At 38.7% G+C, this 17,592-nt stretch carries 9 protein-coding genes; 6 read left to right on the top strand and 3 right to left on the bottom strand.

Translation table 11 applies throughout. The features are described from left to right. Positions 1-10 precede the first annotated feature (10 nt). A complete protein-coding gene (locus tag Q1W14_RS04460) occupies positions 11-541 on the bottom strand; it encodes a DJ-1/PfpI family protein (protein ID WP_300699589.1) in 531 nt (176 codons plus the stop codon). A gap of 165 nt (positions 542-706) precedes the next feature. Here Q1W14_RS04460 and Q1W14_RS04455 point away from each other — a divergent pair, with 165 nt between their 5' ends. Further along, positions 707-1,060 (top strand): helix-turn-helix domain-containing protein, encoded by a 354-nt coding sequence (locus Q1W14_RS04455; protein WP_300699588.1) that lies wholly within the window; start codon positions 707-709, stop codon positions 1,058-1,060. Positions 1,061-1,113: 53 nt separating this feature from the next. On the opposite strand, the gene Q1W14_RS04450 is transcribed toward Q1W14_RS04455, so the two are convergent. Beyond that, positions 1,114-1,410 (bottom strand): YtxH domain-containing protein, encoded by a 297-nt coding sequence (locus Q1W14_RS04450; protein WP_300699587.1) that lies wholly within the window; start codon positions 1,408-1,410, stop codon positions 1,114-1,116. Between the two features lie 294 nt (positions 1,411-1,704). On the opposite strand from Q1W14_RS04450, the gene Q1W14_RS04445 reads away from it, so the two are divergent. The 3 genes from Q1W14_RS04445 to Q1W14_RS04435 all read left to right on the top strand — a co-directional run bounded on the left by Q1W14_RS04445 (position 1,705) and on the right by Q1W14_RS04435 (position 9,669). Then, positions 1,705-4,194 carry a glycosyl hydrolase 115 family protein gene (locus Q1W14_RS04445; protein ID WP_300699586.1) on the top strand — a complete coding sequence of 830 codons (2,490 nt, stop codon included), beginning with the start codon at positions 1,705-1,707 and terminating at the stop codon, positions 4,192-4,194. 445 nt (positions 4,195-4,639) lie between these two features. Further along, positions 4,640-7,711, top strand: coding sequence for a TonB-dependent receptor (locus Q1W14_RS04440; RefSeq protein ID WP_300699585.1), 3,072 nt, complete (start codon positions 4,640-4,642; stop codon positions 7,709-7,711). Between the two features lie 17 nt (positions 7,712-7,728). Then, on the top strand, positions 7,729-9,669 hold the full coding sequence (locus tag Q1W14_RS04435) for a RagB/SusD family nutrient uptake outer membrane protein (RefSeq protein ID WP_300699584.1): 1,941 nt from the start codon (positions 7,729-7,731) through the stop codon (positions 9,667-9,669). 102 nt (positions 9,670-9,771) lie between these two features. On the opposite strand, the gene Q1W14_RS04430 is transcribed toward Q1W14_RS04435, so the two are convergent. After that, entirely contained in the window at positions 9,772-11,232 is a 1,461-nt protein-coding gene (locus Q1W14_RS04430) for a glycoside hydrolase family 43 protein (protein ID WP_300699583.1), read from the bottom strand. A gap of 208 nt (positions 11,233-11,440) precedes the next feature. On the opposite strand from Q1W14_RS04430, the gene Q1W14_RS04425 reads away from it, so the two are divergent. Further along, on the top strand, positions 11,441-15,367 hold the full coding sequence (locus tag Q1W14_RS04425; RefSeq protein ID WP_300699582.1) for an ATP-binding protein: 3,927 nt from the start codon (positions 11,441-11,443) through the stop codon (positions 15,365-15,367). An 881-nt stretch (positions 15,368-16,248) separates the two neighbouring features. Further along, entirely contained in the window at positions 16,249-17,577 is a 1,329-nt protein-coding gene (locus Q1W14_RS04420) for a hypothetical protein (RefSeq protein ID WP_300699581.1), read from the top strand. The last annotated feature ends 15 nt before the right edge of the window (positions 17,578-17,592 follow it).

Genomic DNA, 17,592 nt, shown 5'->3' with positions numbered 1-17,592 from the left:
TATTTGTCTATCATTCCTTCAAGGCTGCAATTACTTGTGATATCATTGTGTGGATATCGTTTTCATCTTTTGCAGTATAGAAATTTCCGTCTACTTCTGATGGTTTATCAGTAGCCTCTCCGTTTTGAATGGCAGGCTTTGCTAAAGGATGAACAGCTACTTTCTTGCCTTTCGTTACACCCACGAAATCGAACATCATAGCGGCAGCACAATGTCCAATCATAATTTTGCCTTTTTCACCAAAGTTTTTGATTACTTCCAGCATTGTAACATTATAAGGCTTATCTGCATTCTGACGGAATACTGGGACTGCATCACCGCATGCGAATACCAACGCGTCGTATTCCTCTTCATGTCCTTTCAAATTCGCCACTATATCATCTGCAACAAGGGCAATACCGGAATTCGTTTTGATTTCCTTGCTATCTGCTACTGCAAATACTTTATAAGAAATACCATTTTCGAAAAACGCTTCCAAATATTGGAATAAACCGAATCCGTTTACCGGGTTCACTGCTAAAACTGCAACATTCTTTGCCATAATTATAATTATTAAGTGAGACAATAGTTATTTTCAGTAAGTTTATTACTTTTGTGAAGCAAAGTTACGCTTCTTGTTTGGTAATAGCAAGAACGCACTTGAAAGTTAGATAGTTACAACAATGTAACTAATGTTGAAGTTCAACGAATTAGGAAAGGTTAAAAAATGAAAAGTTTTCATTACACCGGTGCTTGTCCGATACGGGATGTACTAAGCCGATTGGGAGATAAATGGTCTATGCTTATACTGGTTACTCTGAAGTCGAATGGTACGATGCGTTTCTGTGATATTCAGAAGACTATTGGAGATATTTCTCAGCGCATGTTGACGGTAACTCTTCGTTCGCTGGAGGCAGACGGATTAATAGTAAGGAAAGTGTATGCGGAAGTTCCACCTCGCGTAGAATATTGTCTGACCGAAACAGGTAATAGTCTGATGCCACATGTCGAGTCTTTAGTGGGTTGGGCACTGGATCATATAGATGAGATATTGAATCGTCGGAGTTTACAAACAGAATAATTCATAAAAAGAGGGAAGACTACAATGGATTGATGTCTTCCCTCACGTCTTTCTTACTTTTTAGCATGATCTGCGATGTCATGTACTTTGTCCTTCAAATTGTCAGCTTTATCAGCAGCTTCATGCGCTTTGCCTGCTACCTTATCAGCTACCTTCACACCTGCATGCATAGCATGTTCCTCGGCAGAGTTCAGTGCTTCTTTAGCTTCGTTACTGATTTTGTTGATAGCATCATATACATCTTCTTTCAGCTTTTTTGCTCTTTGGGTACGTGAAAAGTGATAGGCTAATGCACCTACAGCCGAACCTATTCCCAGTCCGATCCAGAAATTAGAACTTTTGCAACTCATAATCTAGTTAGTTTTAATGGTTATTATTAAAATCAGTTTTGCTTAGACAACATACCCGCCCTGCATTGGTTCAAATGAGTACGAAGAAATTCGATTATTTAGTAAAAAAGGAATGCTCTTATTATTTGTTATAAGATGATTATCAGGCAGTCTGTAACGTATAAGGAAGAAAATGTAACGTACTTGCAGTTTCATGTAATGTCATCTAAAGTACTCGTATCACTATAAATGTCTACTGTTATTGGCATTGGCTATATTTGTGGAAGTAATAATAGTTAAGATTATATGTGTACTATGAAAAGAAATTTCAGTTGGATTTTGGGATGTTTGATAGGCTTGTTCTTTCTGCAACCATTGGTCGCGACGGAGCGATTTGTAACTACAGACCCTATTGGCTTTGCTTGGATACGTAAGGGAGAGGCGTGTCCTATTTTAGTGGATAAGCAGGAAGACAAAGGAGTACTCCGTGCAGTTGATAACTTACAAACAGATGCACTGAAGGTAACCGGTATAAAACCGGAATTGACGAACGCTCCGACCGGGAAACGTATACTGATTATCGGTTCGTTGGACAATAGTAGCTGGATAAAGCAACTCGTTCAATCCGGCAAGATCAATGCCGATGACTTGCAAGGGAAAAATGAAAAATACATCATCTGTACCGTAAAGCAACCGTTGGCTGGAGTAGATGAAGCGGTGGTTATTGCCGGAAGTGATAAACGCGGCACTATCTATGGAGTCTATGAACTGTCTACACAAATAGGCATATCTCCTTGGTATTATTGGGCGGATGTGCCTGTAGACCAACGGGACGCTATCTTCATTAGGGCAGGAACTTATACTGACGGCGAACCGGCAGTGAAGTATCGTGGTATCTTCCTCAATGATGAATGGCCTTCATTAGGGAATTGGGCAACACAAACTTTTGGTGGCTTTAACAGTAAGTTCTATGAAAAACTGTTCGAATTGGTACTTCGCCTGAAAGGTAATTTTATGTGGCCCGCCATGTGGAACAGTGCCTTCTATGATGATGATCCTCTGAACGGTCCACTCGCTAATGAAATGGGAATTGTAATGGGAACATCCCACCATGAACCGTTAGGATTGGCACAACAAGACTGGAAACGTCGCGGAACCGGTGTGTGGGATTATAAGAAGAATGGTGCAACTCTTCGTGACTTTTGGCAAAAAGGAATGGAACGTTGCAAAGATTGGGAAGCTGTTATAACCGTTGGCATGCGTGGTGATGGTGACGAACCGATGAGCGAAAGTGCCAATATTTCTTTGCTTCAGAATATTGTCAAAGACCAGCGTGCAATCATTGCCAAAGCAACCGGAAAGAAAGCATCTGAGACTCCCCAAGTTTGGGCACTATATAAAGAGGTACAGGAATACTATGATAAAGGCATGCGTGTGCCTGATGATGTGACCCTGCTGCTGTGTGATGATAATTGGGGAAATGTACGTAAATTGCCTGATCTGAATGCACGCCCTCGTAAAGGAGGTTACGGCATGTACTATCACTTCGACTATGTAGGTGCGCCGCGAAATTCCAAGTGGATTAATATTACCCAAATACAACGTACCTGGGAACAGATGACTTTGACTTATGAATATGGCGTGCGTCAGCTTTGGGTAGTGAATGTCGGCGATTTCAAACCGATGGAATATCCTATAACTTTCTTCCTGGACATGGCATGGAATCCTCATCAGTTCAATGAGAATAATCTTTTTCAGCATGTGGAAAACTTCTGCAAGCAACAATTCGGATCAAAGTATGCCAAAGAAGCTGCCCGGTTGATGGATACTTATACGAAATACAACCGCCGTGTCACTCCCGAACTGCTGAATGATAAAACCTATAGTTTGGAGAACTATAACGAATGGCAGCAAGTGAGAGACGACTACTCTGCATTGGCTTTGGATGCTTTGAAACTCTATTATCTAATGCCTGAAAATCGTCGAGATGCTTTTGACCAATTGGTACTTTTCCCCATTCAGGCATGTTCCAATCTGTATGATATGTATTATGCACTTGCCATGAATCGCAATCTCGCCCGGAATAACGATCCTAAAGCCAATCAATGGGCTGGAAAAGTACGTGAATGTTTTGAGCGTGATTCTGTATTGACTTATCACTATAACCACATTATCAGAGGAGGTAAATGGAATCATATGATGGATCAGACACATATCGGATATACATCTTGGAATGATCCTAAATATAATAGTATGCCCGAAGTTTCTGTAATCCCTGAAACACGTATGGCCTCTGCACCTTACTTATTTAAAGAGAAAGAGGGTTATATATCCATAGAGGCTGAACACTATACCCGTTCCTCCAACGGAACTTCTGCTAAATGGATTACAATTCCCAATCTAGGACGTACTTTATCTGCCGTAACCACTTCTCCCTGTACTGTAACACCGGATAATGGCATGTATCTGGAATATGATTTTGAAGCAGAATATTGTGGTGAGACGTCTGTCTTGGTACGTTTCTCCTCAACCTTGAATTTTAATAATAATAGGGGCCTGCGTTATGCTGTAAGCCTGGATGGGGGAGAAGAACAAATAGTGAATATTAATGGTGATTATCGTGGTGATTTGGGTAAATGGCAGGCAGAACATGTTATTGATACGCAGACTAAACATGCATTGGAAAAGAATGGAAAACATACATTGCGTATCCGTCCTTTGGATCCTGCTTTGGTTATACAGAAAATCATGATTGATTTCGGGGGATTGAAACCTTCATTTTTAGGAGCTCCTGAGACTTTATAACTCTTACTAAACAAATTTATTCTTAATATATAAGAGCACGATTATCCAATAGTGGAAATCGTGCTCTTTTAAGTATAAATACTATTGTATTTGTGTTGTTTGACTTTATAATTTAGTGCTTTCTTCTTTTATAAATGATTGTTATATAATGTTGATATACTGCATGTTAATTGTATTATGTAATGCGGTCGAAATATAATGTTACATCATTTCAGAATGCTGTAACACGGAATAAAGAACATGTATCATAATCATTGAGCCGTTTTCATACGAGTTAATAACTTTGTCTGCATGAAAGTAAATCGATAGTGTTATTTCGGTTTTGCAGATAAACTCAGAGAATGTTTAACCTTTAAAATAATAAGTATGAAAACGTAGAATAATACCTTATTACTATTACTCGATTAGAATTAACCATTTATATTATTAATTTAAGCATGTTTTTATGAAAGACACTAATTTCAACTTTAAAGCCTTTGGGCTATTGTTTTTACTCTGCTTGATACCTCTGTGGGGCTTTGCACAGGGTATTACAGTAAAGGGTACGGTAATAGACAATACTGGTGAACCGGTTATCGGTGCTAATGTTACAGAAAAAGGTACGACCAATGGTATGATAACCGATTTGGACGGTCACTTCTCACTCTCGGTAAAGAAGAACGCAATCTTGGTAATCTCTTATATAGGATATATTACCCAGGAGATACCGGTAAAAGGTAATGCGGATCTGAAAGTTACCTTAAATGAAGACTCTAAAGCTTTGGAGGAAGTCGTAGTTATTGGTTATGGTACGGCACGTAAGTCGGATGTTACCGGTTCTATCGCTTCCGTACAAGGTGATAAGTTACGCGAAGTTCCTGCTACGAACATTACCTATGCTTTACAGAATCGTATTGCCGGTGTGGACATGGCTCAGACTTCTTCACAACCGGGAGCTTCGATGCAGATTCGTATTCGTGGCACACGTTCTCTGAATGCTTCCAATGATCCGTTGGTTGTTTTGGATGGTATTCCTTTCATGGGAAACTTGTCTGATATTAATCCAAGCGATATCAAGAGCATGGATATCCTGAAAGATGCTTCTTCTACTGCTATCTATGGTTCACGTGGTGCCAATGGTGTTATTTTGATTACAACTCAGAGAGGTGCTCAAGGTACTCCGGCTAAGTTCACATACAATGGTTATGTAGGACTGAAGAAAGTTTTCTCCAAATACCCTATGATGAGCGGGCAGAAGTATGCAGAGATGCGTAAGTATGCAGGTAAATTTACTAATTCGTTGGATGAATCGGATGATACTGATACTGATTGGCAAGACTTGATGTATCGTAATGGTATGGTAACGAGTCATGATATCAGTGTAGGAGGCGGTACTAATAATGGTAGTTATAGCTTTGGTGCCGGTTATTATAAAGACCAAGGCGTTATTCCTACTCAAAACTATACTCGATATTCGTTACGTGGTTCATTCGATCAGGGCGTAGGTAAATACTTCCGTTTCGGTTTGACAACTAACTCTAATTATAATGTGACGAAAGGCTCGAATATCGGTCTTTATAATGTATTGTCCATGACACCCATTGCTAATCCATATAACGAAGACGGTACTCTGAAACGTACAGTAAAGATGGCTCAAGATGAGACATTTGTACTAACCCGTGATGTTGCAGAGAGTCTTGAAGATACTTGGTTGAGCGAAACGCAAGCATACGGTACTTATAATAACTTGTTTGCCGAAATACAGTGCCCATGGATTAAAGGACTTAAATATCGTGTAAACTTGGGTTTGAATTATCGTTCGAGCAAAGGTGGCTCATTCACCGGTGAAGGTGTAAACAGTACTACTGTAACAACTCCATCTACAGCTTCCTTGTCACACTCGGAGACTACTAACTGGGCTGTTGAAAACTTGTTGACTTACGATCGTACTATTGGTAAACACCAGTTTAATGTTGTGGGTATGTATTCTGCGGAACAAACAGTATATACCAAGTCTAAACTTTCAGGTAAAGATATTCCGGCTGAATATTTTCAATATTATAATATAGGTCGTGCAGAAGGTACTATCACCGTCAATCCTAGTGATTGGGATTATCAGAAGAGTGGTTTGATGTCATGGATGGGACGTGCTATGTATACATACGACAATCGTTATATGTTGATGGCTACAGTACGTGCAGATGCTTCTTCACGTCTAGCAAAAGGACATCAGTGGCACACTTATCCAGCTGTATCTGCGGGTTGGAATATTCGTCAGGAATCCTTTATGGAGGATGTCAAATGGTTGGATATTTTGAAACTGCGCGTAGGTTATGGTCAGACTTCCAATCAATCGGTAAATCCATACGCTACTCTTGGTAGCCTTTCTACCCGTCCTTATAATTTTGGTTCTACCGGTTACTCTACAGGATATTATGTTTCTGCATTACCTAATCCTGATCTAGGTTGGGAATATTCTTCTACTTTGAACTTAGGTTTGGATTTTACGATGTTTAATGGTCGTTTGTCCGGTACATTGGAATATTATGTATTGAGAACGAATGATTTATTACAGAGTGTCAATCTACCTTCTACCTCAGGTGTAAGCAGTTACGTGGGTAATGTCGGTAAATCAGAGAATAAGGGTATTGAATTCACTTTGAATGGTACTATTCTTGATAACTATAATGGTTGGACTTGGGATGCCAGTCTGAATCTTGCCGCTAACCGTAACAAATTGACTGAACTTGCCTCTAATGGAGATAAAGATGGCAAAGATGAGGCAAACAACTGGTTTGTGGGTCATCCTATTGATGCCATCTATGATTATGAAAAGATTGGTTTATGGCAGGAAGGCGATCCTTATCTCAATATTCTTGAACCGGGTGGAAACGTAGGTATGATTAAAGTGAAATATACCGGTGATTATAATGCAGATGGAACTCCGACCCGTCAGATTGGTCCGGAAGACCGTCAGGTTATCAGCATGGAACCGAAATTCCAAGGTGGTTTCAGCACACGCGTAGCTTACAAAGGTTTTGACTTGAATATTATCACTGCTTTCAGATACGGAGGTAAACTAATCAGTACATTACATCATTCTAATGGTTATCTGAATATGCTGACAGGACGTCGTGGACAAGTAGATGTAGACTATTGGACAGAAGAGAATACGAATGCTAAGTATCCGAAACCGGGTGGTATCCAAAGTGGTGATAACCCGAAATATGGTAGTACACTGGGATATTTTGATTCTTCTTACTGGAAAGTCCGCAATATCTCACTGGGTTATAACTTTGAGAAACAGCAATGGCTGAAGCATTTGGGTGTTCAGAGTCTGCGTGCTTATATAACAGTACAGAATCCTTTTATCATTTGTTCTCCATTCCACAAGGAAACAGGATTAGATCCTGAAACCAACTCTTATGGAAATGAGAATGTAGCTGTAACAAGCGGCATTCAGAACCGATTCTTGACTGTAGGTACTAATGCACCTTCTACTCGTAATTATTTATTTGGTATTAACTTGACATTTTAATTAAGCATTCGATCACTATGAAACCAATATTTACAAAGATAAGAGTTTTGGGAACAGCCGCATTGGCTATGTTCTTGGCTACATCTTGTTCAGGTATTCTTGATGAACAACCACGTAGCGCCTATGACCCGACTTTCTTTAAAACTGAAAAAGGAGTAGAAGGTGGTATTACCTCTATGTATGCGCATTTGCGCTATATTTATGGACAAGCTTACTACTATAATTCTTGTTTGACAGGAACCGATGAAGTTACTTATGCTCAGTCTGCCGATGGAAACTTTAAAGATGCCGATTTATCCGGTGTAGGCAGTTTGACTGCCAGTAGTAGCCGTTCGGATGTGATTTGGGGAGTCGCTTTTTCTAATATAAATACAGCCAATGGTGTAATTGAGAATGGGGCGGAAGTAGGTGTTAAGGAATCTCTTGTGTCTGAAGCGCGCTTTTTCCGTGCATTCGATTATTTCTTGTTGGTACAGACCTTTGGCGGAGTTCCATTGGATTTAGGTGCTGGTGAATTGAAATTCAATATTACCCCTTCACGTACCTCTGTACGTAACACTGTTCCTGAAGTATATACAAAGGCTATATTTCCTGATTTGTTGACTGCCGTTGAGAATTTGCCGGATGCACCTCGTATGACAGGAGGAGTGACTAAGACCGTAGCCCGTTTGTATTTGTCTAAAGCATATTTGACTTATGCCTGGTGGTTGAAGAATCCTAATGATATTCCTACTTATCCCGAATGTGCTCGCACAGATCCTGATGGTCATGATGCTGATTGGTATTTCCAACAAGCCTACAATGTAGCAACTGAAGCTATTGATAATCCCGGATCTTATGGTTTGGAAAGCAGTTTCTACAGAGTAAATTTAGGGCCTAACGATCGTAATAAAGAAATTTTGCTTTACGCTGATCATACACAGGAAGATGAATATTATAACGGTGGTAGTTTGACTTATGGTAGTGGTTCTGCTCCTGATAACTTTGCCGGCTGGATGATGACTTGGAACTATACGGATGTTCAATCTACAGTTAATGGTGCAAAAGTCAATCCGATTATTCGTATTGCTGAACAGTCGTATGGTCGTCCTTGGACGCGTATGGCTCCTCCTCAAGGTGTATTCTTCAAGACTTTTGCCGATAAGAAGAATGATTCCCGTTTTGATGGAACTTTTGTTACTGTGTATCGTGGCAATTGGTCAACCAATAATCAGACATGGACTTCTGTTAAGAATGCTAATGATATGGAGGTGAAAGAAGGTGATCCTCTCCTGACTTTCCTTACTGAGAATGATGCAAATATCACATATCCGACTGATGCCGGTGGCAGTAATATTGGAGCCGGAACTCTACCGGGATGTGCCGATTATGTCGTTGACTTGGATGGTATCAGCCGTATTGTATATCCCGGATTCTGGAAGCTAGGCCCATATCGTACAGATAATGGTACAGGAGCGGGACAACCGAATGCAGCTAGCACCCGTCCTTTTAATATTGCCAAATTCTCTGAACTTTATCTACTCGCGGCAGAAGCTGCTGTAGAGGGTGCAACAGTGAAAGCAGGAAAAAGTGCCCGCGAACTTATTAATGTATTGCGTGCCCGTGCCGGTAAGTGGACATTCAGTAATGCTATGAATAAAGAAGTAGTTGCAGATAACAGTGCAGCCATGACGGCAGCTACTCCTGCTACGATTGACATCAACTATATTTTGGATGAGCGTTCACGTGAATTTTATGGAGAAGGTTATCGTTGGTTTGACTTGGTTCGTACGCAGAAGTGGAACGAATATGCAGATACTTATATAATCTGTGGTAGTGCTAAGGGCGACCATACTCCTAAAACTTATACACGCACGATTGAGAAGTACCACTATCTGCGTCCTATCCCACAAGGACAACTCGATGGTATGGAGATGTCTGCCGAAGAAAAGAAAGCATATCAGAATCCTGGTTATTGATGAATGCGTACAGAACTCTGTACATGGTTTAGATAGGTTAATTTAATATGAGGGTGAATTTTATGGAGACGCCATGGAATTCACCCTCTTTCTGTTATAATTTTATTTGCTTTTAAATCTCCATTCATCAAATTTGAAGTTCCCTTTTCCAAAGACGAAGCAGAGATTATGTGTTCCATTTACTTTTTGTTGCACTTTGGTTGAAACAGGACTAAATGTATCATTATCAAATTCCAATAGTGCTATAAGATCGCCTTTACTATGATCTAGTCGTACTTCAATTTGTCCCTTACCTTCTACTTTGACTTCAAAGATATTGGGTACCTGTGAAAAATTGATTCCATGTACTTCAATACATTGTCCTTTCTCTGATCCTATGGCTACCATATTGCCGGGTGTATGAGTTGGTGCGAACTTAACTCCTAAGGTAGCAAATGTAGTTTCTGCTTGTTGCCAGTTGTAGGGGTTCATTAATTTGAGTTGAGCCGGACCTTCGGAAGTCGCTCTTCCCATATTTATGATCACATTGTTTTCATCTAAATCAATCTTCTCTACACACACATTCCGATATCCATTCTTTGCACCCCGGAAGTTTTGCAGAGATAAACTATGATAAAACAAATAATAATTTCCTTCAAACTTCTCCAAATGTGTATGGTTGTTACCCCAAGGCATGCCATAATCGCCAGGGTTCTTGAAATAGTTATCCTTATACTTCCAACTATCTTTATCTAACGGAGTCTGGGTTGTCATGTAGCTCATGCAGCATCTACTGGGTTTATCAATGCCGGAATAGGGCCAGGTTGTTCTTTCTTTCCAATTAGTATTGTAGGTATAAACCCATGTTCCATTTATAAAATTGAGTTCGCTTGCTTCAAAAAAATAAGGAGCTGGTATTTCTGCTATTTCACTATCCAGACTCATCATGTCTTTGCCTAATCTTACAATACGGGGAGTTCCCGGCATATAATCTCCAAATCCATTATCGCCACCTCCGAAAGCCAGCCAGCCTACTCCTTCTTCATCAATTGTCACTCCCGGATCGAAGGGAGCGGGGCAATTTACTAACCCTGGTGTGTTTTGGCTAATCAAATTTTTCCCTAACGGATCGTGCCAGGGACCTACAGGAGATGTGGAAGTCAGCATGGCTACCCCTCCACCCCCGTGTGAATAGTAAAGGTAGAAATGTGTTTTCCCATCTTTTTCTTTACGAGAGGTAATGGACGGAGCCCACGACACCTGCCCCCATGGCGATAATGCTTTAACATCGATGAACCCATGATAAGTCCAGTTAACCATATCGTCAGATGACATCATAACCAACGAATGAATATGTGTATAACTGTTTTCTTTTTCTTTTCCTACTAAATCGTATTCTTGTTGGTCGTTTGTACCATAGACATAGATTCGTCCGTCGTAAGCTACGGCTGTTGGATCGGCAACATACATAAAGTCCAGCAAAGGATTACCATTGTGTGTGTGCAACTTGGGTGACATGGGAGATTGTGCTAACAGGCAAGAAGATGCCAAAAAGAACAAGAGTAGGCAGCAGTACTTTTTCATTGGGCTTGTACTTTAAATTGGTTTAATAATCAAATTTACGGATGCAAAAAAAGTACATTATTGCTATCTGATAGTTTGCTTACTAGTAAAAAGGGGTTGTTACCTAATTTTTAATAGCTATCAATAAAAGAATAACAGATAGCAAACTCTGTATATATAGTTAGAATCGTATTTTTGGTTATTAATGTTACAAAATAGCAAAGGTGGTATGAAACATTTCATTGTATTATTGTTTTTGTCAGCTTGTGCGTTTATAAATGTATCAGCGCAATATTTCAAATATCTGAATATCGAAAACGGATTGAGTAGTCATCGAATATATCAGATCAAAACAGATTATACCGGATTTATGTGGTTCTTGACCTATAAAGGGATCGACCGCTATGATGGGTCGGAGGTGAGGAATTATAAATTTACTCATAATGGGATAACCTACGAAAACTATACCACTTTTTCACACATGGAGACTGACAGGCAAGGTCGAATATGGGTGAGTTTGAATGATGGAAGAGTATACAGTTATAATAAAAAGTTAGATGATTTTGAATTGAGAATAAACTTGCCCGATTCACTAGCGGGTATTTGCTTTTTGAATAGCATTTATTTTGATGCTTTTGATAGAATATGGCTGAGCACTGCTCAAGGGCAGTTCATTTACAATCTACAAAACAATAACTTGACGAATATTTATCTGGCGATGAATAGTACCCCTACTTGTGTTATCAATAAAAATTATAATGAATACTTTATTGGTACCCAGAATGGAGTATTCACTATTCGTGATGAAGGGAATTCTATATTTTCCATTGTAGAAGACAATAAGCAGACCATTCATTGCGGAAAAGTGGAATCTCTTTTATATTATAACTATAAACTATATATCGGTACGGAATCCCATGGCGTACATGTCTTGAATAAACAAAGTGATGAATGTCTGCAATTAAATACTGCAATACCCAATAAACCTATTAGGTCTATTAAAATTTACGACAAAGAATGTATCTTGGTTGGAGTTGACGGAGGGGGAGTGTTTGCTATTAATCCCAGCAATTACCAGCTTATTCATAGCTATATAGCCAATGATAACGCCATAGAAGGGTTGAGGGGGAATACGGTTTATGATATATTGGTGGATGAAACTAAATGTATATGGGTTGCTACTTACAGTAATGGGATAACCGTCATTGATCCTAATAAATCGGATGTAAAAATAATCCGTCATGAATACAATAATAACAATTCCCTGATAAATAACTGTGTCAATGTTATTTTTGAAGATTCTGATGGAGATATATGGTATGGAACTAACAATGGAGTAAGTTGTTACAATGAAAAAGAGGATAAGTGGAAACATTTCCTGAATAATATGGAAGACAGGAAGGTCATTTTGGCATTGGCGGAAGATAAAAAACATCGGATATGGGTTGGTGGATACGGCATAGGAGTATTTTATATAGATAAAAAGAGTGGGCATGTTCAATCGTTTAGCCAAAATAGCAATAATACAAAAAAAGGAATTCCTACTGATTATGTATACTCAATTTATGCGGAAGATTCTACTATTTGGTTTGGAGGTTCACCGGAAGGATTGACGGAATACAATATAGATGAGCACACTTTTCGTTATTATCGTGCAGAAGTTACCGGTTCTTTTATAAAATTGAATGATTCAATCATGTTTTGTGGTACAATGGGGAATCCGATCCTTTTGAATAAGAAGACGGCTAATTTCCGTGTTATTCAAGATTTAGGCTTAAAAGATATACCTACTAGATCCATGCGCTCTTTATACATGGTAAATTCTGAAAATATTTGGATAGGAAGTGAAGGAAACGGATTAGTGTGTTATAATCCGCAAAATGGGAAGATAAAGAATTTTAATACAGATAACGGATTAATGTCCAATGATATTTGTGGTATTGAAGGCGATGATTTTGGAAGACTTTGGTTTACTACCTCACACAATCTTTCTTATCTTGACCTTCAATCAGAAAGAGTTGTTGAGATGGGGGAATATCTTGGTTTGAACAATATGAGTTATAATCATCATGTAGCCTACAAACGCAAGAATGGAAATATCATGTTTGGTAGTATAAATGGTGCTGTTGAACTTTCTCCAAGTAATGAACCTTCCAAAGTTACTAAAAGCAAATTGATATTTACGGATTTCAAACTATATTACAACTCGGTAAAAATAGGAGGAGATTCCCCATTACAAGCATCTATCGATGAAACGTCCGACATAAAACTTACTTATAATCAAAATTCATTTTCATTCACTTTTTCTTCTATCAATTTTAATTATCCGAATCATGTTGAATATCTTTATACCCTTGATGGTTTTGATAGTCAATGGTTTCGTACCTATAATAAAATGGTGAACTACACCAATATCAATCCGGGTAAATATACATTCAGATTGAAAGCTGTAGATAAGGATTCTAAAGAAGTAATAGAAGAAAGATATATCAATATTGAAATAGGAGAACCATTCTGGGCATCTACTTGGGCACTTCTGTTCTACTTTATTCTTGTGTTGATTACTATACGTTTTATTGTACAATATATTAAAAACAAAGTAGATAAACAGAATTCGAAAGATAGAATACAATTTTTTATTAATATAGCTCATGACATACGTACTCCTGTGGCTTTGGTAAAGGCTCCGCTAAGTGAACTTGTAGAAAGGAAGGAACTTACCACCGAAGGTAAATCGATTCTTGATATTGCTGTTAAAAATGTAGATCGCTTGTCTCACATGATTTCCCAGCTTCTTGACATTCAAAAAACGGATATGTCGGCACTTCGCCTTATAGTATCGAAAAACGAATTATTAAACTATTTGCGTGAGAAAGTGGTTCAATTCTCTGTTGAAGCAAGCCACAAACAACAAACTCTTCTCTTTCATACCCAAAGTAAAGGACCGGTTCATGTTTGGTTCGACCGTGAAAAAATGGACCGGATACTGAATAATCTTTTATCAAATGCCATTAAGTATACTCCCGAAGGAGGAAATATCGATATAACACTTACCGAAGATGATAAGAAGTGGTATATCTCCGTAAAAGATTCAGGTATTGGTATACCGCAATCTGAACAGAAATATTTATTTAAGCAATTCTTTAGAGCACGGAATGCCATCAATTCTAAAGAAACCGGAAGCGGCATTGGATTATTACTGACAAAAAAGTTAGTTAAACTCCATCATGGTGAAATTACATTCAATAGTAAAGAAGGAACCGGTACTGAATTTAAACTCTCTTTCCATAAAGGGAATGACTATTTCGTACGCAATAACAAATTGGAAGAATTCATAATGAATGAAGTGCCTAAAGTACAGGTTATTGAAGAAGAAAAAACTGAAACATGTGCTGAAATAACAGATACTCAGGTAAAAGTAATGCTTGCAGAGGATAACGAAGACATGCGTAGCTATCTTAAAAATTCTTTGGGCAGAAACTATATTGTAGTTGAGGCTGTAGATGGGATGGAAGTATTAGAGAAAGTTGCTGAAGAAAATCCGGATATTATTATTTCAGATATAATGATGCCAAGGCTTAATGGAGATGCCATGTGTAAAATTCTAAAAGCCTCAGTGGAGACAAGTCATATACCGGTTATCCTGTTATCTGCACTTACCGAAAAAGAAAACATCGTGAAAGGGCTGGATGATGGAGCAGACGATTATATCACGAAGCCTTTTGATATTTCTATCCTCAAGGCGCGCATCCGTAACCTTTTGCGCAATCGTCAGAAAATAAGGGATATTGTGGTATCCTCCCATGCTTCCCATGAAGAAGCTGAATATATCAGTACGCTTGATAAAGAGTTTATGAATAAAATAGTTCATTTGATAGAAGAACGTATGAGTGATTTTGAATTTTCTATCAATGAGTTATGTTTCGAAATGGCAATGAGTCGTTCATCTTTGTATAACAAGTTGAAGGCTATCTCCGGACAAGCTCCTAACGATTTCATTCGTATCATCCGTCTGAAAAAAGCGGCTGAATTATTAGTTACCCAGCAATACAATGTAATGGAGGTTGCCGTACTGACCGGCTTCTCTGATACTAAGTACTTTAGCACGGCATTCAAGAAAATGTTTGGGCAGAGTCCTAGTAAATACACAGGATGAGTGTGTTTTATTCTACACAGAGTTTTGTGCATTCTGCTTCCACACTTACACCGGTTTTCTGAATCGCCTTATTCATCGGTATTACAGGTGCTGTGGAAGCAAATTGAAAAGGTGTAGGCAAAATTTGCCTACACCTTGTTTTTCTTGCTTTATCTCTTCTTTTGAAGGATTAATGATTTGTAATACAGTGAATTAATACTTTGTTTACATGATATTAATATCTTGCTTACACGATGTTAATATCTTGCTGACACTATATTAATATCGTGAGTTCGACGTAATTTATTTGATTGAACTCACATAAAACTAATTGTTGAAACGCTTGACATTGCTTTTCCGTTTCTTTTTTTCCTCACGTCTTCTTGTTTGAAGTGCTTCATGTTTGCTCCCCGAATGCCACACTTTATCTCCCGAAATGCCACACTTTAGCAGGTGAAATGGCTGGCATTTGCATTGAAAACCTCTGTGGTTTTGACGAAAATCCCCGGCATTCGGGACGTTGAGGTGTGGCAAAACGGATGGTCTGTTCAGAGCAAACGGATGATGCGTTTGAGGTAAACAGATAGTCTGTTTAGGGGAAACACATCATGCGTTCCGATAACACAAACAGGACCTATTGTTTTTCATCGTCTAATCTTTAAATTCATTTAATAAATTCTTGATACTAGCCATCAAACCCTTAATACTAGCCATCGAACTCTTAATATTAGCTATCAAACCTTTAATATTAGCTGGCAAACCCGAATTATTGCAGTTCCCTCTACTTTTGTTGTAACCCGATTTAATACTTGTTTTCAGGGATAAACTGAAATTAATGAACTCTACATATTGTGTTAATTAAATCTTTTATTAGTCAACTTTCAAATTAATGTGTTGAACCGATGAAAACTAAAGAAAAACATTTGCTTTTGTTGTCTTTTCTATTTCTAGCTGCATGTAACTCAAGCGAAGTAATAGAAAAGTTTCCCGTTGTGGAAAACAAGTATGATCCTTCCCAACCGAAGGAGGTAACGGACATGAAACCCTTAACAGGGCGAATTGATGACAGCTTTATAATAGAAGGTAATCTGGGAGCCAATATTGACGACATGAGAGTCTATTTTGGTGATAAGAAGGCTTTACTGCTAAGAACTGACGGACATGCATTGCATGGCATTGTACCCAAACAACCCGATGGATATAATAGAATGACTGTTGTTTTGGGTGAGGATAGTATTGTGACGGATTTGATTTACCGTTATCGACAAAATCAGTACATAGTTACTATTACAGGTAAAATGGAAGAAATCTCAAACTGGACAGCAGGTAGCGATGGCCCTTGTAAAGACGGTTCACTTGGCGATGCTACTTTCACTTATATGAGAGGGATAACGATTGTTGCCGGAGGTAATATTCTGGAAGCAAGTGGAAAAAATAGTTTCCGTTTAGTTTCTCTTGAAGATGAAAAAGTAGCTACTATTTATGGCTTTTGGGGACAATCTCTTGGCGAAGGAGCTGCCAGTCAAACAGGTGAAGAAGCTTATTTTATCAATGTAGATAATCGGAGACTTTTCAAAGCAACCCGTAGTGGTGGTTGGGTACCAATTCAAGTTCGTGGAGATACACCTGAACTGAGTGGAAAAGTAATGTCTATCACATATGGAGCAGATTGGAGATATCTGTATGCACGCGATCAGAATGGTAATTTCGGACGATTTGATCTCGAAACCGAAGGAATACCTTTTGAACTTTTGACACAAACGGAAGGTGGAGGGGATGAGCAGACCAGAATGTGTTATTGTAAATACTCAGATTGTTTTTATGCGACTTGGCGTAATCAGCATGGAGTTATTAAAATATGGCAGGATAAAACGACTAATGAGTGGAAGTCGGAACGCTACGCAGGATTTAATGCATCAGGAAGTTCTGGCGGAGATCGATTGAAAGAAGCTCAATTTACCGAACCGGTTGGTATATGTGCTGATAGTGAAGGAAATGTATATGTAGGTAATATTGGAAATTCAATTATTCAGAAGATTTGGTTGAAATCCGGATTCGTAGAACATGTAGCCGGAGTTTCGCATGCCCCTTGGGATATTCGCCCGACTCTAAATGGCAAACCGTTGGAATCAGTATTCTATTTACCCGTTTCTATAAAGTTGGATGCAGATGAGAACTTTATTATAGCGGGAATGGACGAGGGACAGATACGCAAATATGCAATTGAATAACAACTGACTAATACG

This window comes from Bacteroides sp. (assembly GCF_030151085.1).
GTDB lineage: Bacteria > Bacteroidota > Bacteroidia > Bacteroidales > Bacteroidaceae > Bacteroides.
This window is presented reverse-complemented; position numbering and strand designations above follow the sequence as displayed.

Coding starts and splice junctions, on each gene's coding strand:
- Q1W14_RS04450 (WP_300699587.1), bottom strand. CDS start 1,410: ATGAGTTGCAAAAGTTCTAATTTCTGGATCGGACTGGGAATAGGTTCG.
- Q1W14_RS04445 (WP_300699586.1), top strand. CDS start 1,705: ATGAAAAGAAATTTCAGTTGGATTTTGGGATGTTTGATAGGCTTGTTC.
- Q1W14_RS04425 (WP_300699582.1), top strand. CDS start 11,441: ATGAAACATTTCATTGTATTATTGTTTTTGTCAGCTTGTGCGTTTATA.
- Q1W14_RS04430 (WP_300699583.1), bottom strand. CDS start 11,232: ATGAAAAAGTACTGCTGCCTACTCTTGTTCTTTTTGGCATCTTCTTGC.
- Q1W14_RS04455 (WP_300699588.1), top strand. CDS start 707: ATGAAAAGTTTTCATTACACCGGTGCTTGTCCGATACGGGATGTACTA.
- Q1W14_RS04435 (WP_300699584.1), top strand. CDS start 7,729: ATGAAACCAATATTTACAAAGATAAGAGTTTTGGGAACAGCCGCATTG.
- Q1W14_RS04440 (WP_300699585.1), top strand. CDS start 4,640: ATGAAAGACACTAATTTCAACTTTAAAGCCTTTGGGCTATTGTTTTTA.
- Q1W14_RS04460 (WP_300699589.1), bottom strand. CDS start 541: ATGGCAAAGAATGTTGCAGTTTTAGCAGTGAACCCGGTAAACGGATTC.
- Q1W14_RS04420 (WP_300699581.1), top strand. CDS start 16,249: ATGAAAACTAAAGAAAAACATTTGCTTTTGTTGTCTTTTCTATTTCTA.